Annotated in this window: 26 protein-coding genes and 2 pseudogenes; 14 read left to right on the top strand and 14 right to left on the bottom strand. The window is 68.6% G+C overall.

Annotated elements, in window-relative coordinates; genetic code table 11:
* Positions 1 to 17 precede the first annotated feature (17 nt).
* The 4 genes and pseudogenes from tatA to pafA form a co-directional block, all read right to left on the bottom strand.
* The gene (gene tatA / locus BN3385_RS18175; RefSeq protein WP_059022120.1) at positions 18 to 284 is read right to left on the bottom strand and encodes a Sec-independent protein translocase subunit TatA; all 267 of its coding nucleotides are present in this window, start codon (positions 282 to 284) and stop codon (positions 18 to 20) included.
* Between the two features lie 66 nt (positions 285 to 350).
* Positions 351 to 1359 (bottom strand): annotated as a pseudogene (locus BN3385_RS18170) (helix-turn-helix transcriptional regulator).
* On the bottom strand, positions 1356 to 2339 hold the full coding sequence (locus tag BN3385_RS18165) for a helix-turn-helix transcriptional regulator (protein ID WP_059018720.1): 984 nt from the start codon (positions 2337 to 2339) through the stop codon (positions 1356 to 1358). The pseudogene BN3385_RS18170 and the gene BN3385_RS18165 overlap by 4 nt, the downstream one beginning before the upstream one ends.
* Positions 2340 to 2392: 53 nt before the next feature.
* Positions 2393 to 3751: a Pup--protein ligase gene (gene pafA / locus BN3385_RS18160; protein WP_156432941.1), complete on the bottom strand. Its 1359-nt coding sequence runs from the start codon at positions 3749 to 3751 to the stop codon at positions 2393 to 2395.
* A 127-nt stretch (positions 3752 to 3878) separates the two neighbouring features.
* Here pafA and BN3385_RS18155 point away from each other — a divergent pair, with 127 nt between their 5' ends.
* Both BN3385_RS18155 and BN3385_RS18150 read left to right on the top strand, forming a co-directional pair.
* Complete coding sequence (locus tag BN3385_RS18155; RefSeq protein ID WP_059018718.1) at positions 3879 to 4145, top strand: hypothetical protein; 267 nt, start codon at positions 3879 to 3881, stop codon at positions 4143 to 4145.
* Positions 4142 to 5836 (top strand): alpha/beta hydrolase, encoded by a 1695-nt coding sequence (locus BN3385_RS18150; RefSeq protein ID WP_059018716.1) that lies wholly within the window; start codon positions 4142 to 4144, stop codon positions 5834 to 5836. The genes BN3385_RS18155 and BN3385_RS18150 overlap by 4 nt, the downstream gene beginning before the upstream one ends.
* A gap of 2 nt (positions 5837 to 5838) precedes the next feature.
* Here the strand turns inward: BN3385_RS18150 and prcA are convergent, their stop codons facing one another.
* The 4 genes and pseudogenes from prcA to dop all read right to left on the bottom strand — a co-directional run bounded on the left by prcA (position 5839) and on the right by dop (position 9312).
* On the bottom strand, positions 5839 to 6606 hold the full coding sequence (gene prcA / locus BN3385_RS18145) for a proteasome subunit alpha (protein WP_059018714.1): 768 nt from the start codon (positions 6604 to 6606) through the stop codon (positions 5839 to 5841).
* Entirely contained in the window at positions 6606 to 7484 is an 879-nt protein-coding gene (gene prcB / locus BN3385_RS18140) for a proteasome subunit beta (RefSeq protein WP_059018712.1), read from the bottom strand. Before prcB ends, prcA begins: the two co-directional genes overlap by 1 nt.
* On the bottom strand, positions 7481 to 7675 hold the full coding sequence (locus BN3385_RS18135) for a ubiquitin-like protein Pup (RefSeq protein ID WP_059018709.1): 195 nt from the start codon (positions 7673 to 7675) through the stop codon (positions 7481 to 7483). The genes prcB and BN3385_RS18135 overlap by 4 nt, the downstream gene beginning before the upstream one ends.
* Before the next feature lie 103 nt (positions 7676 to 7778).
* Positions 7779 to 9312, bottom strand: a pseudogene (gene dop / locus BN3385_RS18130) (depupylase/deamidase Dop).
* 98 nt (positions 9313 to 9410) lie between these two features.
* Between dop and BN3385_RS18125 the strand changes: the two are divergent.
* The 6 genes from BN3385_RS18125 to BN3385_RS18100 all read left to right on the top strand — a co-directional run bounded on the left by BN3385_RS18125 (position 9411) and on the right by BN3385_RS18100 (position 15163).
* Positions 9411 to 10643: a metal-dependent hydrolase family protein gene (locus tag BN3385_RS18125; RefSeq protein ID WP_059022116.1), complete on the top strand. Its 1233-nt coding sequence runs from the start codon at positions 9411 to 9413 to the stop codon at positions 10641 to 10643.
* On the top strand, positions 10640 to 11827 hold the full coding sequence (locus BN3385_RS18120; RefSeq protein ID WP_059018707.1) for an alpha/beta hydrolase family protein: 1188 nt from the start codon (positions 10640 to 10642) through the stop codon (positions 11825 to 11827). Before BN3385_RS18125 ends, BN3385_RS18120 begins: the two co-directional genes overlap by 4 nt.
* Before the next feature lie 17 nt (positions 11828 to 11844).
* The gene (locus BN3385_RS18115) at positions 11845 to 12993 is read left to right on the top strand and encodes a hypothetical protein (protein ID WP_059018705.1); all 1149 of its coding nucleotides are present in this window, start codon (positions 11845 to 11847) and stop codon (positions 12991 to 12993) included.
* Between the two features lie 2 nt (positions 12994 to 12995).
* Complete coding sequence (locus BN3385_RS18110) at positions 12996 to 14144, top strand: hypothetical protein (RefSeq protein WP_059018703.1); 1149 nt, start codon at positions 12996 to 12998, stop codon at positions 14142 to 14144.
* Positions 14137 to 14751, top strand: coding sequence for a hypothetical protein (locus BN3385_RS18105; RefSeq protein ID WP_059018701.1), 615 nt, complete (start codon positions 14137 to 14139; stop codon positions 14749 to 14751). Before BN3385_RS18110 ends, BN3385_RS18105 begins: the two co-directional genes overlap by 8 nt.
* Before the next feature lie 124 nt (positions 14752 to 14875).
* Positions 14876 to 15163 carry a DUF732 domain-containing protein gene (locus BN3385_RS18100; RefSeq protein ID WP_059018699.1) on the top strand — a complete coding sequence of 96 codons (288 nt, stop codon included), beginning with the start codon at positions 14876 to 14878 and terminating at the stop codon, positions 15161 to 15163.
* A gap of 9 nt (positions 15164 to 15172) precedes the next feature.
* Here BN3385_RS18100 and arc read toward each other — a convergent pair whose 3' ends face one another.
* Positions 15173 to 16981 carry a proteasome ATPase gene (arc, locus tag BN3385_RS18095; RefSeq protein WP_059022114.1) on the bottom strand — a complete coding sequence of 603 codons (1809 nt, stop codon included), beginning with the start codon at positions 16979 to 16981 and terminating at the stop codon, positions 15173 to 15175.
* Between the two features lie 147 nt (positions 16982 to 17128).
* Here arc and BN3385_RS18090 point away from each other — a divergent pair, with 147 nt between their 5' ends.
* Genes BN3385_RS18090 through BN3385_RS18080 form a run of 3 tightly spaced genes read left to right on the top strand, consistent with a single transcriptional unit; the run spans position 17129 to position 18528 of the window.
* The gene (locus BN3385_RS18090; protein ID WP_059018697.1) at positions 17129 to 17623 is read left to right on the top strand and encodes an MTB12 family secreted protein; all 495 of its coding nucleotides are present in this window, start codon (positions 17129 to 17131) and stop codon (positions 17621 to 17623) included.
* 11 nt (positions 17624 to 17634) lie between these two features.
* On the top strand, positions 17635 to 18234 hold the full coding sequence (gene lppK, locus BN3385_RS18085) for a lipoprotein LppK (RefSeq protein WP_059018695.1): 600 nt from the start codon (positions 17635 to 17637) through the stop codon (positions 18232 to 18234).
* Positions 18235 to 18528, top strand: coding sequence for a DUF503 domain-containing protein (locus BN3385_RS18080; protein WP_059018694.1), 294 nt, complete (start codon positions 18235 to 18237; stop codon positions 18526 to 18528).
* Positions 18529 to 18532: 4 nt separating this feature from the next.
* Here BN3385_RS18080 and BN3385_RS18075 read toward each other — a convergent pair whose 3' ends face one another.
* Positions 18533 to 19369, bottom strand: a complete 837-nt coding sequence (locus BN3385_RS18075) for a tRNA (adenine-N1)-methyltransferase (protein ID WP_059022112.1) — start codon at positions 19367 to 19369, stop codon at positions 18533 to 18535.
* An 89-nt stretch (positions 19370 to 19458) separates the two neighbouring features.
* On the opposite strand from BN3385_RS18075, the gene BN3385_RS18070 reads away from it, so the two are divergent.
* Complete coding sequence (locus tag BN3385_RS18070) at positions 19459 to 20313, top strand: RecB family exonuclease (RefSeq protein ID WP_059018692.1); 855 nt, start codon at positions 19459 to 19461, stop codon at positions 20311 to 20313.
* The gene (locus tag BN3385_RS18065; RefSeq protein ID WP_059018689.1) at positions 20310 to 21080 is read left to right on the top strand and encodes a thioesterase family protein; all 771 of its coding nucleotides are present in this window, start codon (positions 20310 to 20312) and stop codon (positions 21078 to 21080) included. The genes BN3385_RS18070 and BN3385_RS18065 overlap by 4 nt, the downstream gene beginning before the upstream one ends.
* Before the next feature lies 1 nt (position 21081).
* On the opposite strand, the gene BN3385_RS18060 is transcribed toward BN3385_RS18065, so the two are convergent.
* From BN3385_RS18060 to BN3385_RS18050, 3 genes are read right to left on the bottom strand one after another with little or no spacing between them, the layout of a single operon-like run.
* A complete protein-coding gene (locus BN3385_RS18060) occupies positions 21082 to 21564 on the bottom strand; it encodes a DUF4126 family protein (protein WP_059018688.1) in 483 nt (160 codons plus the stop codon).
* An 18-nt stretch (positions 21565 to 21582) separates the two neighbouring features.
* Entirely contained in the window at positions 21583 to 22437 is an 855-nt protein-coding gene (hisG, locus tag BN3385_RS18055; protein WP_059022110.1) for an ATP phosphoribosyltransferase, read from the bottom strand.
* A gap of 8 nt (positions 22438 to 22445) precedes the next feature.
* Positions 22446 to 22727 (bottom strand): phosphoribosyl-ATP diphosphatase, encoded by a 282-nt coding sequence (locus BN3385_RS18050; protein ID WP_059018686.1) that lies wholly within the window; start codon positions 22725 to 22727, stop codon positions 22446 to 22448.
* A 55-nt stretch (positions 22728 to 22782) separates the two neighbouring features.
* Here BN3385_RS18050 and BN3385_RS18045 point away from each other — a divergent pair, with 55 nt between their 5' ends.
* The gene (locus BN3385_RS18045) at positions 22783 to 23358 is read left to right on the top strand and encodes a hypothetical protein (protein WP_231748758.1); all 576 of its coding nucleotides are present in this window, start codon (positions 22783 to 22785) and stop codon (positions 23356 to 23358) included.
* A gap of 7 nt (positions 23359 to 23365) precedes the next feature.
* Here the strand turns inward: BN3385_RS18045 and BN3385_RS18040 are convergent, their stop codons facing one another.
* Positions 23366 to 24829: a sugar porter family MFS transporter gene (locus BN3385_RS18040; RefSeq protein ID WP_059018685.1), complete on the bottom strand. Its 1464-nt coding sequence runs from the start codon at positions 24827 to 24829 to the stop codon at positions 23366 to 23368.
* Positions 24830 to 24900: the final 71 nt, after the last annotated feature.

Genomic DNA, 24900 nt, shown 5'->3' with positions numbered 1-24900 from the left:
GCCGGATCGCGGTCGGTTCAGGCCGGTCGGGCGTCGGTCGGGTTTTGCGCAGGCGGCGGTGTCACCGGAGCCTCGACGCGCTCGGACTGCACCTGCGTGGCAGGCTGCGCGGGCGTGACGGGGGTGTCCGCCTTGCTCTCGCTCTGCAGTTCCTTGACCTCGGACTTGAAGATCCGCATCGACTTACCCAGCGAACGCGCAGCATCAGGCAACCGCTTCGACCCGAAAAGCAGCACCACGACGGCGATAAGGATCAGCCAGTGCCACGGTTGTAGAGCACCCAATTTGGTCACCTCCAGATGTCTGTTCGATGCTACCCCACCTGCCCGGTGACGAGCGTGGACGCGGATTCAGCCGGTCAGCTCCCGGTAGGCGGTCAGGGCCGCGTTGGCCGCCTCGGCCACCCGCGTCACCAGGGACGGTGGCGCGAGCACCCGCACATCGGGGCCGAAGCCCAGGATCAGCCGCGTCATCCAGTCGTCGGAGGCATACGTCATCGCCGCCTCGCACGAGCCGTCGGGCAGTTGCTTGCCGACCCGCATCGGGTAGTACTCGAGCATCCAGGACGCCGTCGGCGACACCAGCAGGGTGGCCGACGGCAGCGCCGGGTCAGCGTCGAACAGCGAGGTGTCCGGCTGCGCCTGCACCGCCGGTGAACAGCGAGGTGTCCGGCTGCGCCTGCACCGCCGGTGCCGGGGGTGCGGCGGGTTCGTCGAGGACGTGGGCGTCGACGATGCGGTCGAAGCGGAACAGCCGAACCCCCTCGGCTTCGCGCGACCATGCCTCCAGATAGCTGTGGTCGGCGACCAGGACCACCCGGATCGGGTCGACGATGCGGGTGGACAGCATGTCCCGGGAGGCCGAGTAGTACTCGATACTCAGTGCCCGCCCGCCGCGGACCGCGGCGCGCACCGCCGCGGCGGCGCCGCTCTCGATCGGCGCCGGCTCGTTCTCGGCCGCCGCGGCATGGGTCTGGTCGTGAGCGATGGTGCCCGCTGCCGACTCGATCTTGGCGATGGCGCTGCGCGCGGCCTCGGGGTCGACGACGCCGGGGATGTCCACCAGGGCCCGCAGCGCGACGAGCAGTCCGGTGGCTTCCGGGGACGTCAGCCGCAGCGGCGCGTCAACCCCGGCGGTGAACGTCACGTTGATGGAGTCGCCGGAGAACTCGAAATCGATCAGGTCGCCGGGCCCGTAGCCGGGCAGGCCGCACATCCACAACTGGTCGAGGTCCTGCTGCAGTTGCTTGCGGGTGACGCCAAGGTCGGCGGCGGCCTCGTCGTAGGTGATCTGCGGGTTGGCCTTCAGGTACGGGACCATGTTGAGGAGCCGCACCAGGCGGGTCGAGACGGGGGTCATGGTTTGGCCTGCGCCGTCAACCGTGCCACCACGTCCTCGCGCAGCGACTGCGGTTCCAGGACCAAGGCATCCGCACCGTAGCCGGCGATCTCGCGGGCCAGCCGGTCGCGGGTGCCGAGGTCGAGTTCGAGGACCTCGCCGGCGCGGCCACCGATGGTGCGCGGGCCGGTCGAGGTCCCGGCCCGGCGCAGCGCGGTCGCCCGCCCGTCGGCCACCCACACCGCGGCGCGCACCCCGGTGGGCGCCTCGCCGATCGCCTTCTCCACGATGGCCCGCAGATCGGCGCCTTCGGGCCGGGTCACGGATCCCGGCGGCCCCACGGTCTGAACGTCGGCCCCGATCCGGGACAGCCGGAAGGTGCGGGTGGCGTCGCGGTCCCGGTCGTGCCCGACCAGATACCAGCGTCCCCGCGCGGTGACCACACCCCAGGGTTCGACAGTGCGCACCGTGTAGGGCTCGGTCGGCAGCGGCCGGTGCCGGAACCGTACCGGCTGCCCGGAATCGATGGCGGACAACAGGATTCCCAGCACATCCTCCGAGCCACGCAGTCCCGGCGGACCCGCGGCGGTCGTGATCGCGACCGCCGCATCGGGGTCGACGTCGACCCCGGCGGCGCGCAGTTTCAGCAGCGCGCCCTGGGTGGCGGTGATGAGTTCGGGTGACTCCCAGAGTTGGACGGCCACCGCGACGGCGGCGGCTTCCTCGGCGGTGAGTTCGATATCGGGCAGGGCGTAGGCGTTGCGGTTGATGCGGTAGCCCTCGGCGGGGTCGAACGACGACACCCGTCCGGTCTCCAGCGGGATACCCAGGTCGCGCAACTCGTTCTTGTCACGTTCGAACATCCGGGAGAACGCCTCGTCGCTGGGACTGTCGGCGTAACCGGCGACGCTCTCGCGGATGCGCTCGGCGGTGATGTAGCCGTGGGTGGAGAGCAGGGCGATGACGAGGTTCATCAACCGTTCGACCTTGGATGTCGCCACTCGCCCAACCTTAGCGGGAATCGGCCGGTCAGCAGTGCGGCGCGCCCCTGGCCCTACATGCTGGCGATGAGCCGCTTGACCCGTTCGTCGACCGAGCGGAACGGGTCCTTGCAGAGCACCGTGCGCTGGGCCTGGTCATTGAGCTTGAGGTGTACCCAGTCGACGGTGAAGTCCCGGCCGGCCTCCTGCGCCGCGCTGATGAACTCACCACGCAGCTTGGCGCGGGTGGTCTGCGGCGGGGTGTCGACGGCGGCCTCGATCTCCTCGTCAGTGGTGATCCGGGCCGCCAGCCCCTTGCGCTGCAGCAGGTCGAACACGCCGCGGCCGCGCTTGATGTCGTGGTAGGCCAGGTCGAGCTGGCTGATCTTCGGGTCGGACAACTCCATGTTGTAGCGGTCCTGATAGCGCTGGAACAGCTTGCGCTTGATCACCCAGTCGATCTCGGTGTCGACCTTGGCGAAGTCCTGGCTCTCGACCGCGTCGAGCTGACGGCCCCACAGGTCGACCACCTGGTCGATCTGGGTGTTGGGCTCGCGGGTCTGCAGGTACTCCACCGCGCGGGTGAAGTACTCCCGCTGGATGTCCAGGGCGCTGGCCTGCCGCCCGCCGGCCAGCCGCACCGGCCTGCGGCCGGTCAGGTCGTGGCTGACCTCGCGGATGGCCCGGATCGGGTTGTCCAGCGAGAAGTCGCGGAACGCCACACCGGCCTCGATCATCTCCAGCACGAGCGAGGCGGTGCCCACCTTGAGCATGGTGGTGGCTTCGCACATGTTGGAGTCGCCCACGATCACGTGCAGCCGGCGGTACTTCTCGGCGTCGGCGTGGGGCTCGTCGCGGGTGTTGATGATCGGCCGCGAGCGCGTGGTCGCACTCGACACGCCTTCCCAGATGTGTTCGGCGCGCTGCGACAGGCAGAACGTCGCGGCCTTCGGCGTCTGCAGCACCTTGCCCGCACCGCAGATCAGCTGGCGGGTGACCAGGAACGGCAGCAGCACGTCGGAGATCCGGGAGAACTCCCCGGCCCGCACGATCAGATAGTTCTCATGGCACCCGTAAGAGTTGCCTGCCGAGTCGGTGTTGTTCTTGAACAGGTAGATGTCCCCGCCGATGCCCTCATCGGCCAGCCGCTGCTCGGCATCGATGAGCAGGTCTTCCAGGACCCGCTCGCCGGCGCGGTCATGGGTGACCAGCTGCACCAGGTTGTCGCATTCGGCGGTGGCGTACTCCGGATGGCTGCCGACATCCAGGTACAGGCGCGCGCCGTTGCGCAGGAATACGTTCGAGCTGCGGCCCCACGACACCACCCGGCGGAACAGGTACCGGGCGACCTCGTCCGGACTGAGCCGACGATGGCCGTGGAACGTGCAGGTGACACCGAATTCCGTTTCGATGCCCATGATCCGTCGCTGCACATCACCGAGCGTACTGGTTGTCATGCGGTAGCGGTGGGCAAGCCGTCAGCGAAACCTGCTCGGGTCGCGGCGGATTGCCCTGTGCATCGGCGAATACCGTCGCCGGGAACCCGTGTGAGCATGAGCCATGCCCGAACCCGTCGGCCTCGACACCGCCGCACTCGGGGCCCTGACCAACCGGGTGGCCCGGTGCGCGACGGCGCTGTCGGCGCTGTCCATCGCCGAGGTACGCGGGCTGACCGGTTCGGCGCTCGCCGCCTCGCAGGCACCCGCGCGCGCTACCGCTGACGTGCACCGACACGCCGCGACGGCCGGCCGATGGGCGGAGGCCGCCCGGCGCTGCGCCGGCGAACTGACCACCGCAGAACAGGACCACGCCGAGCGACTGCGGTGAGCAGGCCGACCGTCTCCCAGGCGTTGGCGTGGCAACCCGAGGCACTCGGTGAGCTCGCCGAGGAGTGGGACCGTGCGGCCGGCGCGCTGCAGAGCCACGCCGACACCGTCGACCAGGCAGCCGGTACCACCTCGTGGAACGGGACCGCGGCACAAGCGGCCCGAACCGCGATCACACCCGCCGCCACCGGACTGCGGACGATGTGCCGGGCTCTGGTGCTGGCCGCGGCGCAAGCCCGCGATGCGGCAGTGACGCTGGGTGCCGCCCGCGACGGGGTGCTCGCCGTGCTCGCCGAGGCGCACGCCGAGGGATGTCCGATCGCCGACGACGGCACCGCCGGCCCGCCGCCGAATCCGCCCGAACTCCTGGTGGCCTGCGCCGGTGGGTCGGCGGCGGCCGCCACGGTGATGCTCGACGTGCGGTGCGCCGACCTGACCCGGCGCGTGCAGGACAGCCTGGAGCGACTCGGCAGGGCCGATGCCGACGCGGCCCGTGCCATCGACGCCGCCTTCGACATCACCCCCGGTCCGGCCGCGACCCGCCCCGCCGGGGTCAGCGGTCCCGACCCGGCCGGCTGGTCCACGCTGGCCCAGGACCGCATCGGCGCGCAGATCGCCGCCCTGTCCCCCGCCGAACAGCACCTGCTGGCCGAACAACACCCGCACGAGGTGGGCAACACCGATGGCGTGCCCTGGGAGCTCAGGATCGCCGCCAACCGCGTCAACATCGCCACCGCCATCCTCGACGAGCGGCGCACCCTGGATCGTCCCGTCGAGGACAAGCTCCGGGCAGCCATCTCCCCTGCCCTCAATCCCGCTGACGCCGAACGACTCTGGGCAGTCCTGCACACCGATCCCGTGCTGCGCGACGCCGCGATCGCCGGCCACGACCGCGCGGCCCGGCAGCGGATCGCCTACTACGAAACACTTATCGCCGACGTCCCCGACCCGATGGACCCGCAGCGCCGGATTCCCCGCCAGATCCTGGCATTCGACCCGCAGCGCGCATCGCTGGTGGAGTTGTCCGGCGATCTGTCCCGGGCCAGGGCCATCGCCGTGCTGGTACCCGGTCTCAATACCCGGTTCGCTGACATCGCCGACGACGTCGCCACCGCCCGGCGTTTCGTCGCGGGTTCCGGCGGCGACGTCGCGATGATCAGCTATCTGGGCGGGCAGTTCCCCACCGGACCGTTGCTGGCGGGTATCGCCGATGCCGCCGACCCGCACTACGCCGAGGCGATGGCGCCGCGCCTGGTGGCGTTCAGCGAGGATGTCGAACGCCGCGCCGGGGCTATCCCGGTGACCGTCATCGGGCACTCCTACGGCGGGTCGATCGTGGGCACCGCCGAGCGGATGGGGCTGACCGCCGACCGGGTGATCTATGTCGAAGCCGCGGGCGCGGGCGTGGGGGTGCACAGCCCCGCGGACTGGCACAACCGCAATCGGGATGTGCTGCGGTTCAGCATGACTGCACCGGGCGATCTGATCAGCGCGGTTCAGGGCATCCCGTTCGGGCCGCACGGCGCCGACCCCGACGAGATGCCCGGCGTCATCGCGCTGCCGGCCGGCCGGCGTCTCACCGGATGGCCGATGGTCGGTCCGTCGACCCACAGCGACGTGCTGACCGAACCATCCGACGCGTGGCGCGCCATCCTGGCGGTGATCACCGGCGACCGGGACCACATCCGGTAGATCTACTCGGCGTTGGGGCTCTCAGCCGCAGGAGCCGATGAATCATCCTTGGGCAGCAAGGCTTCCAACGCGGCACCGGTGATCCGGCGGAACGCCCGGCGCGGCCGCTTGGCGTCCAGGATCGCCACCTCCAGGGTGGACGGTCCCAGCACCCGCGGCTCGGCGGGTGGGGTGGCGTTGTTGGTGGCACTCGAGATACCGGCGCGCAGCGCGTCGACCGCGATCTTGACCGCGTCGGCCAACTCGGCGTTCTCCGAGTAGGACTCCTTGAGCGCGGTGATGATCGGGTCGGTGGTACCGCCCATCACCACGAAGTGCGGCTCGTCGGCGATCGACCCGTCGTAGGTGATCCGGTACAGCTCAGGGGCTTTCGTCTCGCCGTAGTGCGCCACCTCGGCGACACACAGCTCCACCTCGTAGGGCTTGGCCTGCTCGGTGAAGATGGTGCCCAGGGTCTGGGCGTAGACGTTGGCCAGCTGACGGCCGGTGACGTCGCGGCGGTCATAGGCGTAGCCGCGGGTGTCGGCGAACTGGATACCGCCGCGCCGCAGGTTGTCGAACTCGTTGAACCGGCCGACAGCCGCGAAGCCCACCCGGTCGTAGAGCTCACTGACCTTCTGCAGGGACCGCGACGGGTTCTCGGCGACGAACAGCACACCGCCGGCATAAGCCAGCGCGACCACGCTGCGTCCCCGGGCAATACCCTTGCGCGCGAGCTCGGAACGCTCGCGCATCGCCTGTTCGGGCGAGATGAAATATGGGAAGCTCACTAATCCACCCGCGGTGCTTCGTTGCTCGGGCCCTTACCGGGGCCGAACGTGTTTGTCCGGGAACGTGTTTCGATGACCTCGCGGGCCAGCCGGGAGATCCGCTCCTCGGCCACCTCGACGGCGCCGTCGGCCTCGATGGTGACCGCGGTCGGGAAGATCCCGCGGACCAGGTCCGGCCCGCCCGTCGCCGAGTCGTCGTCGGCGGCGTCGTAGAGCGCCTCGACAGCGACCTTCAGCGCCGAATCAGCGTCTGTCACACCGGCGTAGAGCTTCTTGATCGACGACTTGGCGAAGATCGAACCCGAGCCCACCGACTGGTAGCCCTCGTCCTCGATGTTCCAGCCGCCCGCCGCGTCGAAGGACACGATGCGGCCGGCCGCCTGTGGATCCGGGTCGTCGAGGTCGTAGCCCACCAGCAGCGGCAGCGCCACGAAACCCTGCAGGGCCGCACCGAGGTTGCCGCGCACCATGATCGCCAACCGGTTCACCTTGCCGGCGAACGTCAGCGGCACGCCTTCGAGCTTCTCGTAGTGCTCGAGTTCCACCGCGTACAGCCGGGCGAACTCGACGGCGATGGCCGCGGTGCCCGCGATGCCGGTCGCGGTGTAATCGTCGGTGATGTAGACCTTCTGGACGTCACGCCCAGCGATCATGTGCCCCTGGGTGGAACGCCGATCGCCGGCGATGAGCACCCCGCCGGGATACCTCAGCGCGACGATCGTGGTGCCGTGCGGCAGGGCATCACCGGGCGCGGGGGCGCCAACGGTCCCTGCCGTGGGCAACAGCTGAGGTGCTTCGCGCCGGAGGAACTCGGAGAACGAAGACAGATCCGTCAGGGGTGAACTAGTGGCCAGGCGATCAGAGAACGGCCAGGTCACTGTCCGCCCTTTTGGACGTATGCGCGCACGAAGTCCTCGGCGTTCTCTTCAAGGACGTCATCGATCTCATCCAGCAGATCGTCGGTCTCCTCGGCGAGCTTGTCGCGACGCTCCTGCCCGCCGGCCGCATTGCCGGTGAGGTCGTCGTCCTCGCCGCCGCCGCCACCACGCTTGGTCTGCTCTTGAGCCATCGCTGCCTCCTGCTCGTCAGGCGACCGTGTCGTGCCATCCGGTACGGGCCGCCGGTTCTTCCACAGTACCGGTCGAGGCCGGTATTGCTCGTTCTAACGATCGTCAGGTCGTGAGTTGTTCCACCAGTTCGACGGCGCTATCCACCGAATCCAGCAAAGCACCGACATGAGCCTTGCTCCCCCGCAGCGGCTCCAGGGTCGGGATCCGGACCAGCGAGTCACCACCCAGATCGAAGATCACCGAGTCCCAGCTCGCGGCGGCGATATCGGCGCCGAACCGGCGCAGACATTCACCGCGGAAGTAGGCCCGGGTGTCAGTGGGCGGGTTGTCCACCGCGTCGAGCACCTGCTGCTCGGTGACCAGGCGTTTCATCGACCCGCGGGCGACCAGCCGGTTGTACAGGCCCTTGTCCAGCCGGACGTCGGAGTACTGCAGGTCGACCAGGTGCAGTCGGGGCGCCGACCAGCTCAGGTTCTCCCGGTTGCGGAAACCTTCGAGCAGCCGCAGTTTGGCCGGCCAGTCCAGCAGCTCGGCGCATTCCATCGGGTCGCGTTCCAGCAGGTCAAGCACGTGCGCCCAGGTTTCGACGACGTGCGAGGCCCGTGGGTCGGGATCGCGGGCGTCCACCAGTTTGGCGACGCGGTCCAGGTAGATGCGCTGCAGCGCCAGGGCGGTCAACTCGCGGCCGTCGGCCAGCGCCACCGTGGCCCGCAGGGACGGATCCCGGCTGATCACGTGGACCGCGTGCACCGGCCGGGCCAGCGCCAGATCCGACAGATCGAGCCCGTGCTGGGGGCCCTCCTCGATCAGATCGAGTACCAGCGAGGTGGTGCCCACCTTGAGATACGTCGAGGTCTCGGCCAGGTTGGCGTCACCGATGATGACGTGCAGCCGGCGGTACTTGTCGGCGTCGGCGTGCGGTTCGTCGCGGGTGTTGATGATGCCGCGCTTGAGCGTGGTCTCCAGGCCGACCTCGACCTCGATGTAGTCGGCCCGCTGGGACAGCTGGAACCCGGGCTCGTCACCGGCGGTGGAACCCGGGCTCGTCACCGGCGGGTCCGATGCCCACCCGGCCCGAACCCGTCACGACCTGCCGGGACACCATGAACGGCGTCAGACCGGAGATCACCGCCGAGAACGGGGTCTGGCGGCTCATCAGATAGTTCTCGTGGGTGCCGTAGGACGCGCCCTTGCCGTCGACATTGTTCTTGTAGAGCTGCAGCTTGGCCGCCCCGGGCACGCTGGCCACATGCCGCGCGGCCGCCTCCATCACCCGCTCACCGGCCTTGTCCCAGATCACCGCGTCCATCGGGTCGGTCACCTCGGGTGCCGAGTACTCCGGATGAGCATGGTCGACGTAGAGCCGCGCACCGTTGGTCAGGATCATGTTGGCCGCGCCGACCTCGTCGGCGTCGACGATCGGCGGCGGCCCCGAGGCGCGGCTCAGGTCGAAGCCGCGGGCGTCGCGCAGCGGGGATTCCACCTCATAGTCCCAGCGGGTCCGCTTGGCCCGCTGGATCCCCGCGGCCGCGGCATAGGCCAGCACCGCCTGGGTTGAGGTCAGGATCGGATTGGCGGTCGGGTCGGACGGCGAGGAGATGCCGTACTCGACCTCGGTCCCGATAATCCGTTGCATGCCGTAAGCCTAACGGGACGCCTCTCCCGGCTGCGCAGGAGTAGCAGCGGCGTGGGCGATTGCGCGCCGCCGGGGGAATTGGTGGAGTGGGCAGCACGATGACGACCTACGTCCTACACAACACCCAACTGATCGACGGGACCGGCGCCGCACCCGTCGACAACGCCGCGGTGGTGGTCGACGGCGACCGGATCTCCTGGGCCGGGCCCGAACACGACGCCCCGGCGGCGCCCGGCGCGGTCCGTATCGATCTCGGAGGGCACACGGTGTGCCCCGGCTTCTTCGACTGCCACGTCCACTTCGGGCTGCCCGGCGCCTCGGGCAGCCCGCTGGAAAAGGCGCTCAAGCCGGCGTCCTACGGCTACTTCGAGTTGATCGAGCGGCTGCGGGTGACCGTGGCGAACGGGGTGACCACCGCTCGGGATCTGATGGGCATCGACACCGGCGTCCGGGAGGCCGTCGCCGACGGGCTCATCAGCGGCCCGCGGCTGCTGGTCGCCGTGAACATGCTGAGCCAGACCGGCGGCCACGCCGACTTCCACCTGCCCTCGGGGATCGACCTCGGCGGTTTCATCGGCGCCTACCTGGTCGACAGCGTCGATGCCGCCCGCACCCGGGCCCGCGAACTGCTGCGCGCCGGGGTCGACGTCCTCAAGGTTGCCTCCAGCGGAGGGGTGGCCTCGCCCAACGACGACCCCACCTGGCTCGGGATGCGCCGCGAGATGATCGCCGCGATCGTCGAGGAGGGTCACAATTACGGCGGCCGTCCGGTGGCTGCCCACGCGATCGGCTACGCCGGCATCAAGGCCGCCGTCGACGCCGGTGTGCACAGCATCGAACACGGCTACGAACTCGACGACGACCTGCGCCACCAGATGGTCGAGCAGGGCACGTTCCTGGTGCCGACGCTGCTGGAAACCATGACAGAGGTGACGGCGACTCCGCAGGGCGCGGCCAAGAGCGCGAAATGGCATGCCATGGCCCATGATTCGATTGCCGCTTCCGCGGCAGCAGGGATCAAGATCGCGGTGGGCACCGACGCGGGCCTGTCCCCCGACCACGGCACCAACCTCAAAGAGCTGGGCCTGCTGGTGAAGTTCGGCGGCCTGACCCCGATGCAGGCGATCGTCGCCGGCACGCTGACATCGGCGGCCCTGTGCGGACTCGACCACACCCTCGGCTCGGTCGAATCCGGCAAGACCGCGGATCTGGTTGTCGTGCGCGGCAATCCCCTCGATGACATCGACTCCCTCGGCGATGCGGCCAATATCCTGCTGGTGATGAAGGAGGGCAAGACGGTGGGCAATCGCGGCGGGTTCGCACTGACATGACGCGACTGCACCGGATCCTGTTCGCGGTCGTGTTAGCCGCAGCCGCTGTTCTCCTGGCCCCCGTGGCCGCGGCGGCGACTCCGGAGTGGTCCGGTCTGGATGCCCGCTCCTACGACGGCCCGATTCCCCCGCCGGGCGGGTTGATCCAGACCGTGCCACTGGATCCCGCACTGTCGGTCGGCGGCGCCGGTGCGGCCTACCGGATCCTGTACGCCACCACCAACCAGCATGGCGATCCCGCGGTGAGCACAGCGGTGGTGTACACCCCGAAAACACCGGCGCCACAGGGCGGTTGGCCGGTGATCGCGTGGGCGCACGGCACCGTGGGCCTCGGCGACGACTGCACACCGTCGGCACTGCCCCGCAGCCCCCGCGACAACGAGTACCTGTCCCACTGGCTCGATCAGGGCTACGCCATTGTCGGCACCGACTACGTGGGGCTGGGTACGCCCGGGTTGATGAGCTACCTCAACAGCGTGACCACCGCCCACGCGGTGGTCGATTCCGTGATCGCCATGCACCGCATGGACCTTCCGTTGTCGCCGGAGTGGGCGATCGTCGGGCAGTCCCAGGGCGGCGGGGCTGCCGTCAACAGTGCGCGCTGGGCAACCGAATTCAGCGCCGGCTCCGGACTCGACTACCGCGGCGTGGTCGCCACCGGCACGCCCGCCAACATCGAGGCCATCGTCAAACTCGGCGGACCCGATCTCGAACTGCCGGCCGAACTCGGCCCCGCCGCCAACAGTTACACCGCCTACATCCTGGCCGGCCTGCGGGAAGCCAACCCCGATCTCGACATCGACTCGGTACTCACCCCGGCCGGGCGCTCCGCCGTGGACGCGGCCGAAACGCTGTGCAAACCCGCGTTGGACGAAAGACTGAAGGCCATGACGCCCAACGCGTTCTTCCGCGCTCCTCTGGCGTCCCTGCCCGGTGTGGACGCGGCCCTGGACAACTACATGGGGACCCCGGTGTCCGGCTACGACCGGCCGATTTTCCTCGGCGCCGGGTTGCTCGACACCGACGTGCCCGCCCGGTCGTCGATCCTGCTGTTCGACCAGTTGCGGGCCAACAACCAGGATGTGATCCTCAAGATCTACCCGGACGAGGACCACAGCGGAACCGTGCTGGCGTCCATGGCCGACTCGACGCCCTTCGTCCATCAACTCTTCTACGGTTCCTGACCCGCGACCCCCTCCCGATGACCCAGACATCCCCTCCGCCCCTGGCCGCCGAGCACTGGTTCCTGGTCCACGGGCTGCCCGCCGTGGTCCGCAGACGCGCCCTGGTGCGCCGGGTGTGGAGCCGGTCGGCGCCGGCGCTGGCGGCGTACGCCGTCATCTCGCTGAACTCGATCGCGATCGTCGCGGTCACCGGCCAGCACACCGTCGACATTCCCGGCCGCCCCGATCTGGCCGAGGGCGTCGCGCTCGCACTGGTGGTGCTGGTGTTGCCGGTCGCCGCACTCGTGGGCTGGCTGGTGTCCCGCCTGACCGAGCCACTACACCGGGTGATGGCGGCCAACGTGGCGTTGGTGCTCATCGTCATCGGAATGGTTTTCGGCGGGCCGAGTTACCGGATTCTGGTGAATCTGGTCAGCGCCGCGATCACGGTCGCCATCATCCTGACCGCCACCGCCACGGGCGCCGGATCGGTGCTCGGTTTCCTGTTCTACGTCACGCGCACCAATCTGGCATCGATAGGCGGGATGTTCGTCCGCGCGCTACCGGTCGTGCTGCTGACGTTCCTGGTCTTCTTCAATGGCCCGGTCTGGCAGATGACGGCAGTCATCAGCCGCCAAAGGCTCTGGGCAGGAATGCTTTTCCTGGTTGCCATCGCCGCGGCCTTCCTGGTGTCGACCACCCTGGACAAGGTGCGGCCCATTCTGGCGGAGTCCAGCCCGACACTGCAGGGTGACGAAACCCTCGACGGCACGCCGTTCGCCGACCTGCCGGACCGTCCCGGCGCCGCACCGCTGTCCCGCACCGAGCGGGTCAACGTGGTCTTCGTCGTCGCCTCCTCACAACTGAGCCAGGTGCTCACCGTCGCGATGCTGACCGGTGCCATCTTCGTGATGTTCGGGCTCATCATCCTGAGCCCCGAGACACTGGACGCCTGGACCCGCGGTGTCGGGCGGCCCGACGGTCAACTGTTCGGGATGACCCTGCCGGTGCCAGATGCCTTGCTGCAGACCAGCATGCTGCTGGCCGCGATCACCTTCATGTACCTGTCGGCGAAGGCGGTCAGCGATACCGCCTACCGCGCGCAGTTCATCGACCCGCTGCTCGACGAGGTGCGGCTGACGCTGGTGGCGCGGGACCGCTACCGCTCGATGCTGCCGAAGCGGTGAGCATGTCGGACATCCGTCGCGTCCACGAGTGGTTCCTGGCCCGCGGCCTGCCCCTGGTGCTGACCCGCCGGGTGCGCTCCCGGGCCCTGATCGAACGGTCCGCGCCGGTGGTCAGCGGTATCGGGGCGCTGATCGCGGCCACGGCCGCGGTCGCCGACATCAGCGACGGCAAGGCCGATACCGGCAATGTGATCAAACTGATCCTGCTGGCCGTGCTGCTGACGGCCGCCCCCTTCGCGCTGTACCTGCTGCACCAGGCGGGTACCACCCGCAGCGAGGCCGGCAGGCGCAGCGCGGCGCTGGTCGTCATGGCGCTGTTCGTGATCGGCTTCCCGTTCGCGCTGAGCGGCTGGTCCGGGCTCACGCTAGCCGAGGTGGCCGGATTCGGAATCGTTGCCCTGCTGGCGGTCTGGCTGACCTACATCGGGATCGGCTCGATTCTGCTACGGGCGTTCCGCTATGCCTGGGTGCAGTTCGGCGCGCTCGGGACGCTGATGAGCCGGGCGCTGCCGCTGCTGATGTTGACCGTGGTCGTCTACTTCACCGGTGAGCTGTGGCAGCTGGCGGCCCGGATGACCCGCCAACGGCTGTGGCAGACGATCGGTTTCCTGGCCCTGGTGGCGATCGCCTTCATGGTCGTCACCATCCGCGACGAGGTGGCCGCCCTGCGCGAGGACCGATCCGGCGCGCATGACACCACCGCGCTGCTGGCCGGCACCCCACTGGCCACCGACACCGAACCGGCCCGCACCCCGCTGTCACTGGCCGAGCAGGTCAACGTCGTCGCGGTCATGGTGGTATCCCAGGCGATTCAGGTGGTGTTCTTCACCACGGGCTTGTTCGTGTTCTTCCTGGCGCTGGGAACGATTGCGATTCCCGACGACGTGACCGTGCTGTGGTCGGCTGAGGAGCAGTGTTCGGTGGGCCAACCGCCCTGTGCGGGAACGTGGTTCGGCATCCACGTGCCGGTGCCCCAGACGGTGGTGCATACTTCGCTATTCGTAGCTGTTCTGTCAGGTCTTTACTTCACGGTAAGCACAAGCGTGGACCCGCTGTACCGGCAACGGTTCTTTGATCCGTTGATTGCCGATGTGGCGGTGAGCCTGGCGGGGCGGGACGCATACTTGGAAATGGAGGGGCGCAATGGTTGAGCAGACCGGCGATCTGTTCGGAAAACGTTACGGTGAAGTGCTTCTGGTCAACATCGGTGAATCCGGCCCGGAAGCCAGCGTGTACAACAGCTTTCCCCTCAACGACTGCCCCGCCGAATTGTGGGACAAACTGGACGCCCAGGCGCTGGCACGGGAGAACGATGCCGTGGCCGCACTGCTGAACGGTCCGCGCTACTGGCTGATGAGCAGCATCGACAAAGTCACGCAGGGCGAGCCGGAGATCAAGTCCTTCGGCGGCATCGACATGATCAAACAGGCCACCGTGCAACTGGCGTCGCAGAACCCGCAGCCCTACAGCGTCAACCACGTCTCGCGCCACACGGTGTTCCACTTCGACGCCGGCCGGCCGGTGTTCGAGCTCGTCGACACCGAGGGCCAGCGCTGGGTGATGCAGACCTGGAGTCAGATCGTCGACGGCGATCTGGGGCTGGAAGATCTGCCCGGTCTGGGTCGCCGCCTGAACCTTCCGGACGGCTGGCGCTACGAAACCCGGGTGCTCACCGAACGGTTGAGCGTGGACACCACCACCCGCGACGCGCATGTCACCCAGGACGATCTGACCAACACCTATTCGCTGGAGTTCTAGGACAGCGCTCCCAGCGATTGCGCTGCGCAACACCGCCGACGCTCCTACACTGCGCAAATGCTGTGCGTCAGCGGTGAATGCCCTGTGCGGGCAAACTCCGCGGCACGGGTGAAAGGAGAGATCAATGAAGAAGTTACTGCTGCCGCTGGCCGCCGCCGCCCTGGCCGCCGGCCTGGCCACTGCCGCCCCCGCCTCCGCGGACGAGTCGAGTTACCTACAGGACTTGGCCAACAACGGATTTGACGGCCCGACGTCCGCGGCGCTGAGCATGGGCTACGAGATCTGCACCGACGTCAAGCACGGTGTTCCGCAGGACACCACAGTCGAGGCGATCTACAACAACACCGCCGACAGCGTCGGGGTGGACGAGGCGACCTTCATCTACGAGGCCGCCGTCATCCACCTCTGCTGAGCGCGTCGCTTACAGGTACTGACCCAGGTTGGACTCGGTGTCGATCGCCCGCGAGGCACTCGAGCTCTTGCCGGTGACCAACGTGCGGATGTAGACGATCCGCTCGCCCTTCTTGCCCGAGATCCGCGCCCAGTCATCCGGATTGGTGGTGTTGGGCAGGTCCTCGTTCTCGGCGAACTCGTCGACGATCGAGTCGAGCAGGTGCTGGATGCGCAGGCCGCGCTGGCCGGTCTCCAGCACCGACTTGATCGCGTACTTCTTCGCGCGGTCGACGACGTTCTGGATCATCGCCCCGGAGTTGAAGTCCTTGAAGTACATGACTTCCTTGTCACCGTTGGCGTAGGTGACCTCCAGGAACCGGTTGTCGTCGATCTCGGCGTACATCCGGTCGACAACCTTTTCGATCATCGCCCTGATGCACTGGCCGCGATCGCCGTCGAACTCGGCCAGATCGTCGGCGTGCACCGGCAGTTCCTCGGTGAGGTACTTGCTGAAGATGTCAAGGGCGGCTTCGGCATCCGGCCGTTCGATCTTGATCTTCACGTCCAGGCGGCCGGGCCGCAGGATGGCCGGGTCGATCATGTCCTCACGGTTGGAGGCGCCGATCACGATGACGTTCTCCAGGCCCTCGACGCCGTCGATCTCGGAGAGCAGCTGCGGCACGACCGTGGTCTCCACATCGGAGCTGACGCCGGTGCCGCGGGTGCGGAAGATCGAGTCCATCTCGTCGAAGAACACGATCACCGGGGTGCCCTCGGAGGCCTTCTCCCTGGCCCGCTGGAAGATCAACCGGATGTGCCGTTCGGTCTCGCCGACGAACTTGTTCAGCAGCTCGGGGCCCTTGATGTTGAGGAAGTAGGACTTCGCCTCGCGGGCGTCGTCACCACGGACCTCGGCCATCTTCTTGGCCAGCGAGTTGGCCACCGCCTTGGCGATGAGCGTCTTGCCGCAGCCGGGCGGACCGTAGAGCAGCACACCCTTGGGCGGACGCAGCGAGTACTCCCGGTAGAGCTCCTTGTGCAGGAACGGCAGCTCGACGGCGTCGCGGATCTGCTCGATCTGGCGGGTCAGGCCGCCGATGTCGTTGTAGGCGACATCGGGCACCTCTTCGAGGACCAGGTCCTCGACCTCGGCCTTGGGGATGCGCTCGAAGGCGTACCCGGCCTTGGTGTCGACCAGCAGCGAGTCGCCGGGGCGCAGTTTGCGCGGGCGCAGATCGTCGTCGAGCTCATCGGCCAGGTCGGCGGGCAGATCCTCGACCGCGACCAGCGGTTCGGCCAGCCAGACGATGCGCTCCTCGTCGGCGTGCCCGACCACCAGGGCGCGATGCCCGTCGGCCAGGATCTCGCGCAGGGTGCTGATCTCGCCGACCGCTTCGAAGTTGCCGGCCTCGACCACCGTCAGCGCCTCGTTCAGGCGCACGGTCTGTCCCTGCTTGAGCGACTTGACGTCGATGTTGGGCGAGCACGTCAGCCGCATCTTGCGGCCGGAGGTGAACACGTCGACGGTGTCGTCTTCGTGGGCGCCGAGCAGGACGCCGTATCCGCTGGGCGGCTGACCGAGCCGGTCGACCTCTTCACGCAGAGCCAGCAGCTGCTGACGGGCCTCTTTGAGAGTGTCCATCAGCTTGGCGTTGCGGGCGGCCAGCGAATCGATCCGGGCCTCGAGCTGGTGGACGTCGCGGGCGGTACGCGAGGTGCCCTGCCCGGCGGCGTTCTCCAGCTGCTCGCGCAAGATCGACGCTTCCCGGCGCAGCTGCTCCAGTTCGGCAGCGTCATCGCTGGACAGCTGTGGCTCTTCGTGCTGTGACTCAGTCATGTTGCGCTCCTTTCCCACACCGAGAGTTGGTGCGGCGGATACCTCAACGCTACCGGCCCACAGCCGATCATGTGCGCTCGGGGAATTTCGACACACTGGCAACACTGTTAACCTCATGGATGAGTCGGGCCGATCGAAAGGACAGCCGTGACCCTGAAACTGCTAGCCACGGGCGTAGCAGCCGCCGCAATCGTCGCCGGTGCCGCCGCTGGAGTGACCTCGGTCGCCTTCAGCACGCCCGCCGCATCGCCTGCCGTGGCGCCCGTCGTCTTCGGCGTTCCGCTGCCTCAGCAGCCGGCTCCCGAACTGCAGAGTGCGCTGGTGGCCACGCTGGACGGCCTGCAGAGCGGTGGGTCGTTCTCGGGCTCGAAGGCCGCCTTCATCCAGGGTGGTCTGGGCCGGATCGAGGGCATCACCGCCGACCGCGCCTTCAACAACGCCTCGGCCAAGGGGTATTTCCCGCTGAGCTTCACCGTGGCCGATATCGACCAGGAGGGGCCGACGGCGACCGCCAACGTCACGGCGACCGCGTCCAACGGCGCCACCGCCAGCCAGAGCATCCAGTTCATCGCAGGTCCCAGCCCCACCGGCTGGCAGCTGACGAAGTCGTCGGCGCTGGCGCTCATGAGCGCGGCCAGCTGAGTCGCCGCTGGATGAGTCGCAACCCGTTCGTCGTGCTGGGCGCCGCCACAATTGTGGCGGCGCTCGCACTATCGGGGTGTTCCAACCAGGACGAGTCGAAACCGGCGAGCAGTCCGGTCGACCCGTCGGTCCCGGCGGTCGCGGCGCCGGCGACGTCGGCTGCCCTCCCCGCACCGGACGCGCTGACCGACGTGCTGTACCGGCTGTCCGACCCCGCGGTGAAGGGCAGTGACAAGCTCGGCCTGGTCGAGGGCACCACACCGGACGACGCGACCACCATCGACAAGTTCGCCGCCGCCCTTCGCGACGGCGGCTTCACCCCGCTGACCTTCACCGCCGCCGATATCCGGTGGTCGGATCGCCAGCCCGACGATGCCCTGGCCACGATCAACATCACCACGTCGAACCCGGCCAACCCCGGTGGCTTCACGTTCCCGATGGAATTCCGCTCCCACCAGGGCGCCTGGCAGCTGTCCCGGCAGACCGCCGAGATGCTGCTGGCGTTCGGCAACGCCCGCACCGAGGCCACCGGCGCCAGTCCCCGGCCTCCCGACGCGCCTCCCCCGCCGTCGAGCGCTCCCGCGACGCCGTCACCGACGCCGACCCCCTAGATGTGGATCGGCTGGCTGCAGTTCGACGTCCTGCTCGGTGACGTCCGCTCGCTGAAGGAGAAGCGCTCGGTGGTGCGGCCGATCGTGGCCGAACTGCGTCGCCGCTTCGAGGTCGCCGCTGCCGAAACCGACTCCCTGGACCTGCACCGGCGAGCCGGCATCGGGGTGTCGGTGGTGGCCGCCGACCGGGCCCATGTGGTGGAGGTCCTCGATGCCGCCGAACGGCTGGTGGCCGCACGCCCGGAGATCGAGCTGCTGTCCGCCCGCCGCGGCCTGCACCACAGCGACGACTGAACGATCAGACCGGAAGTCGCTTGCGCCGCAATGGCGTCGGCGTCACGGTATCCGGAGCCAGCCGGCGCGCGGAGATCAGGAATGCGGTGTGCCCGCGCATGTTGTGCTGCGGACGGACCGCCAGGCCGACGACGTTCCAGCCGCGCTGCAGCGACTCCCAGGCCCGCGGCTCGGTCCAGCACTGCTGTTCGCGCAGCGTCTCCACGGTCTTGGACAGCTGGGTCACGGTGGCCACGTAGACCATGAGCACGCCGCCGGGGATCAGCAGCCGCGCGACGGTCTCCAGCACGTCCCAGGGTGCCAGCATGTCGAGCACCACCCGGTCGACGGACGCCTCCGGCAGATCCGACTCGGCGAGGTCGCCGATCAGCAGCCGCCAGTTGTCCGGGGTCTGGCCGAAGAAGGTGTCCACATTGCGTCGCGCATGCTCGGCGTGGTCGTCGCGGATCTCGTAGGAGATCACCTCCCCGCCGGGGCCGACCGCGCGCAGCAGCGAGCACGTCAGCGCCCCGGAACCGGCGCCGGCCTCCAGCACCCGGGCACCGGGGAAGATATCGCCCTCGTGGACGATCTGGGCGGCGTCCTTGGGGTAGATGACCTGGGCGCCGCGCGGCATCGACAGCACGTAGTCGATGAGCAGCGGCCGCAGCACCAGGAAGGCGTCCCCACTGGTCGACTTGACCACGCTGCCCTCGGGCAGCCCGATGACGGTGTCGTGCTCGATCGCGCCGCGGTGGGTGTGGAACTCGCTGCCCGGCGACAGGATCATCGTGTAGTGGCGGCCCTTGGCGTCGGTCAGCTGTACCCGGTCTCCGGTGACGAAGGGTCCGGTCCTGCGCAGGGCGTCGGTCACAGCCGTTCAGCCTGCCATAGCGGACTCGCCGCACGGCGTGGCCTCCGGTTGTCGGTGTCGGGGCCTAGGCTCGGGCTATGCCTGATCAGGCGCTGCTCACAGCGGAGGCCGGCCAGGCCTCGGTGGATCGGCCGCGGCCGGCGTTGTCGCCGTCCCGGGCGGCCGACTTCAAGCAGTGCCCGCTGCTGTACCGGTTCCGGGCGATCGACCGGCTGCCCGAACCACCGTCGGTGGCCCAGCTGCGCGGCACCGTGGTGCACGGCGCACTCGAGCAGCTCTACGGCATGCCCGCCGCCGAGCGCGCGCCCGAGATGGCCACCGCGCTGGTGGAACCGGCCTGGCAGCAGGTGCTGGCCACCCATCCCGACCTGGTCGACGGTCTGAGCGCCGAGGACACCGGCAAGCTGCTGGCCGAGGCCCGCGCCCTGCTCACCGGCTACTACCGGCTGGAGGATCCGACCCGCTTCGATCCGCAGAGCTGCGAGCAGCGCATCGAGGTGGAGCTGTCCGATGGCACCCTGCTGCGCGGTTTCGTCGACCGTATCGATGTGGCGGGCACTGGCGAGGTTCGGATCGTGGACTACAAGACCGGCAAGGCCCCGCCGGAAGCGCGGGCGCTGGCGGAGTTCAAGGCGCTGTTCCAGATGAAGTTCTACGCGGTGGCACTGCTGCGCTCCCGTGAGGTGCTGGCCACCCGACTTCGGCTGATCTACCTCGCCGACGGCCAACTGCTGGACTACACCCCCGACCTCGACGAGCTGCTGCGCTTCGAGAAGACGTTGATGGCGATCTGGCGTGCCATTCAATCTGCCGGTGCGACAGGCGATTTCCGGGCCAACCCGTCCCGGCTGTGCGGGTGGTGCAGCCATCGTGCGCTGTGCCCGGCCTACGACGGCACACCTCCGCCCTACCCCGGCTGGCCGCAGGCATGACCGAGTGCTACTACCGCCGGCTCGGCGCCGACGGTGACGTCGCGGTGTTCGCGTCCACCGATCACACCCGCAGCAACTGGACTCCCGAGATTCAGCACGGCTCACCGCCGCTGGCCTTGTTGACCAAGTCCATCGAGGAGCAGTTGCCGCCGGGGATGCGTATCGGCCGGATGACCCTGGACATCCTCGGGGCGATTCCGGTGACGGAGGTGCGAGTGCGGGTCCGGGTGGACCGGCCCGGCAGCAGGATCTCGCTGTGGTCGGCCGAGATGTCCGCCGACCGTGCGGTGGCCCGGGTGTCGGCCTGGGCGCTGGCCACCTCCGACACCGCCGACGCCGTCACCGATCGCTACGAGCCGCTGATCGAGGGCGAGACAGCGCCGCTGGCCCTGCAGTGGCAGGACGCCGGCGGCTACCTCGATACGGTGCAGTGGCGGCCCCAGTACGACGAGCCCTCCGGTGCGGTCTACTGGCTGACCCCGCTGGTGGGCCTGGTCGACGATGAGCCGACAACCGGCCTGCAGCGGCTGGCCATGGTGGTCGATTCGGCGAATGGTGTTGGCGCGGCGCTGGATCCGAAAGCGTTCGTGTTCATGAACACTGACACCGCCGTCCACCTGCATCGGCTGCCCACGGGACACGACTTCGCACTGCGCGCGCGGGGTTCGATCGGGCCCGACGGGATCGGGGCCACCACCGCGGATCTGTTCGACCGGGACGGTTTCCTCGGGACCTCGGCCCAGACGCTGCTGGTGCAGCGGCGCTGACTCAGAGCACGTTGACCAGCGAGGCGATCGCCAACCCCGCCACCACCGCCACCACGTCCTCGAGCACGCCGATCGGCAGATCCCGGCCACCGTTCGCCCGGACCAGCCGGGTGCGGATCTCGTAGCCGCCGATGGTGCCGAGCACGGCGCCGATCATGCCGGCGCCCAGGCTGCTCCACTGGTAGCCCCACGCGGTACCCAGCACGGCGCCCGCGAAGGCACCGGCGACGATCCTGGTGATGAACTGCACCGCGGTCTTGCGGCTGGGGGTCTGCGGCATCTGGTCGGAGATCAGCTCGGCCAGCGCGATGATCGTCAGAACCGTCACGGTGGCCCAGTGGCCGACCCAGGACGCCCACGTGCCCGACAGGTTGATCCAGTCCAGGAAGGCGGCCCAGGCCATCACCGCCGGGGCGGTGAACGCGCGGAGGCCGGCGACGACCCCGATCAGCAGGGCCAGCAGCAGTACGAGTGCGTGCGTCACATGCGGACGCTAGCACGCTCAGAACCGGCAGAACCTGATGTCGGAGGCCAGGATCGCCTTGGCGCCGATGGCGGCGAGTTCATCCATGATGGCGTTGACGTCGCGGCGCGGGACCAGGGCCCGCACGGCCACCCAGTCCGCGTCGGCCAGCGGTGCGATGGTGGGCGACTCGAGACCCGGGGTGATCGCGGTGGCCCGGTCCAGGACCGTGCGCGGACAGTCGTAGTCCAGCATCAGGTACTGCTGGCCGAACACCACACCCTGGACGCGGGCGGCGAGCTGGTCACGGGCTGCCCGGTCGGCGTCGTCGCCGTTGGTGGCGCGCTCGATGAGCACCGCCTCGGAATCGCACAGCGGTTCGCCGAAGGCCACCAGGTTGTGCAGGCTCAGGGTGCGCCCGGAGCCGACCACATCGGCGATCGCGTCAGCCACACCGAGCTGGATCGAAATCTCCACCGCCCCGTCGAGGCGGATCACGGTGGCGTCGATTCCCCTGTCCCGCAGGTCTTTTCGCACCAGATTCGGGTAGGCGGTGGCGATCCGCTTACCGGCCAGGTCGGCAATCTGCCAGTCCCGGCCGGCGGGGGCGGCGTAGCGGAAACTGGACGATCCGAAGCCCAGCGCCAAACGCTCGTTGACCGGCGCTTCAGACTCGGCAGCCAGATCCCGCCCGGTGATCCCGAAGTCGAGCTGGCCGGACCCGACGTAGATGGCGATGTCCTTGGGGCGCAGGAAGAAGAATTCGACGCCGTTGGCCGGGTCGATGACGGTGAGGTCCTTGGGATCGCTGCGCCGGCGGTAGCCGGCCTCCGAGAGGATCTCGGCGGCGGGTTCGGACAGTGCCCCCTTGTTGGGGACGGCAACACGCAACATGGCGGCCATCAGAGCTTCCGGTAGACGTCGTCGAGGGTCAGCCCACGGGCGACCATCAGGACCTGGGTCCAGTAGAGCAACTGGCTGATCTCCTCGGCGAGCGCCTCGTCGGGCTCGTGCTCGGCGGCCAGCCAGACTTCGCCGGCCTCCTCGAGGATCTTCTTGCCCAGGGTGTGCACGCCGGCGTCGAGCGCGGCGACGGTGGCGCTGCCCGCAGGACGCGTGCGGGCACGCTCCCCCAGTTCGGCGAACAGCTCCTCGAAGGTCTTCACGGGCAGCGATTGTTTCATGGCGGCCGAACCGGCGTCACGGCGGTTTCTCCGGCGCCGACTAGGCTGCGGTGCCGTGGGTGCAATCCGGGTGACGATCATGATGGCTGCCGCGGTGGCGGTCGCGGGCTGCTCGAGCCCGATTTCGATCAGCAACGACACCAACCAGCCCCCGCCTGAGGCTCCGCCGCCGACCACCACCACCCGGCCGAGCAACGACAAGCTGGTCAACGCCTTCGACTACTACGTGAAGACCGATGACCGGGCCGGCTACTACTTCGTCAGCCCGAGCGGTAACTGGCGGTGCGTGATCGTGCCGCGCAGCTGGGCGGGGTGCCAGTCCTCCGGCGGCAGCCTCGGTGTCCAGGGCGCGCCCCAGACCGTGACCGACGACAGCGGCCAGAGCGTCAGCCCGAACGCGATCCTGGTCCGCACCGAGGGTGATCCGCAGTTCGCGGCGGTGACCGCCGATCAGTTCAAGCCGCCGACCGGCACGGCCAAGACGCTGCCGTTCGGCCGGATCCTGGCCGCGGCCGGCTTCCACTGCAATGTGCAGGAGGCCACCGGCATCGCCTGTCTGAGCGAGGAGACCGGCAAGGGATTCACGTTCTCCTCCACCGGAACGAGCTGGCAGTACACCGACGTCGGCTAGCCGCCGACTACGCCGTCGCGGTCTTGTCCTCGTGCAGCAGCTCGGCGTGCATGTCCTCCAGCGAGACGCCCTTGGTCTCGCGGACCCACTTCCACACGAACAATCCCGACAGGATCGCGCAGAGCGCGTAGAAGCCGTAGGCCACACCGAGGTAGTTGCGCAGTTCGGGGAACGAGACGGTGATCGCCCAGTTGGCCGCCCACTGCGCCGCCGCCGCAAGACCCAGCGCCGCGGCCCGGATGCGGTTGGGGAACATCTCACCCAGCAGCACCCAGACCACCGGACCCCAGGACATGCCGAAGGCCACCACGAACAGGTTCGCGGCAATCAGCGCAACCGGGCCGGCGACATCGCCCAACTGGGGCGTGCCGTCGACCTGTGGGGCGGTGCCGAAGATGATGGCCATCGTGGCCAGTGAGATCGCCATCCCGCTTGATCCGATGAGCAGCAACGGTTTACGGCCGATCTTATCGATCAATCCGATCGCGATGAGCGTCGTGAGGATGTTGACGACGGAGGTGATGACGGTGATGACGAAGGACGAACTCTCGTCGAAGCCGACCGCCTCCCACAGCACGTTGGAGTAGTAGAAGATGACGTTGATGCCGACGAACTGCTGGAACACCGAGAGCCCGACGCCGACCCAGACGATGCCGTAGAGCCCGCCGGTCGGCTTACGCAGATCCCGCCACGACGGCTTGTCCTCGCGCTCCAGCGTCTGCTGGATCCGGCTGATGGTGATCTCCAGGTTCTTCTCGCCCAGCAGCATCGTCAGCACCTTGCGGGCTTCCGGAATCTTGTGGCTGGCAACGAGGTAACGCGGGGACTCCGGGATCGTGAAGGCCAGCAGGCCGTAGACCACCGCCGGGACGGCCATCACGATGAACATCCACCGCCAGGCCTCCATGCCGAGCCACAGTTCTTTGCTCGCGCCGCCGGCGATATGGGCCAGCAGGTAATCGACGGCCAGCGACAAGAAGATGCCCGTCACGATCGCGAGCTGCTGCAGGGAGCCGAGGCGCCCGCGGATCCGCGGCGGCGAGGTCTCGGCGATGTAGGCCGGCGCGATCACCGAGGCCACACCGACGCCGATACCGCCGACGATGCGGAACACCACGATCAGCCACACGCTGTTGGCCAGGCCGGTTCCGAATGCGCTGATGAAGAAAAGCGCCGCGGCGATCTTCATCACCGAGATGCGGCCGATGCGGTCGGCGATACGACCCGCCGTCATCGCGCCCGCGGCAGCGCCGAGCAGGGCCGAGGCGACGGCGAACCCGAGCGCGTAGTTGTCGATGCCGAAGTGGCTCTGGATCGAGGCCACGGCACCGTTGATCACGGCGCTGTCGTAGCCGAACAGGAAGCCGCCCAGGGCGGCCACCGAGGCGATCCGGACAGCCGTCCCGCCCGACGAGAAATCTTCATCAGAGATGACCGATGGTGTTTGGTCGATGGGGCCCTGGCCGGCCATGAGGCGTCCTTTCCGCAGCACTGCGAGACTCGGTGAGGACTACCTTTGCACAGTCAGCCAGGCGGCACGAC

This window comes from Mycobacterium sp. M26 (genome assembly GCF_001494595.1).
In the GTDB taxonomy this organism is placed as follows: Bacteria; Actinomycetota; Actinomycetes; order Mycobacteriales; family Mycobacteriaceae; genus Mycobacterium.
This window is presented reverse-complemented; position numbering and strand designations above follow the sequence as displayed.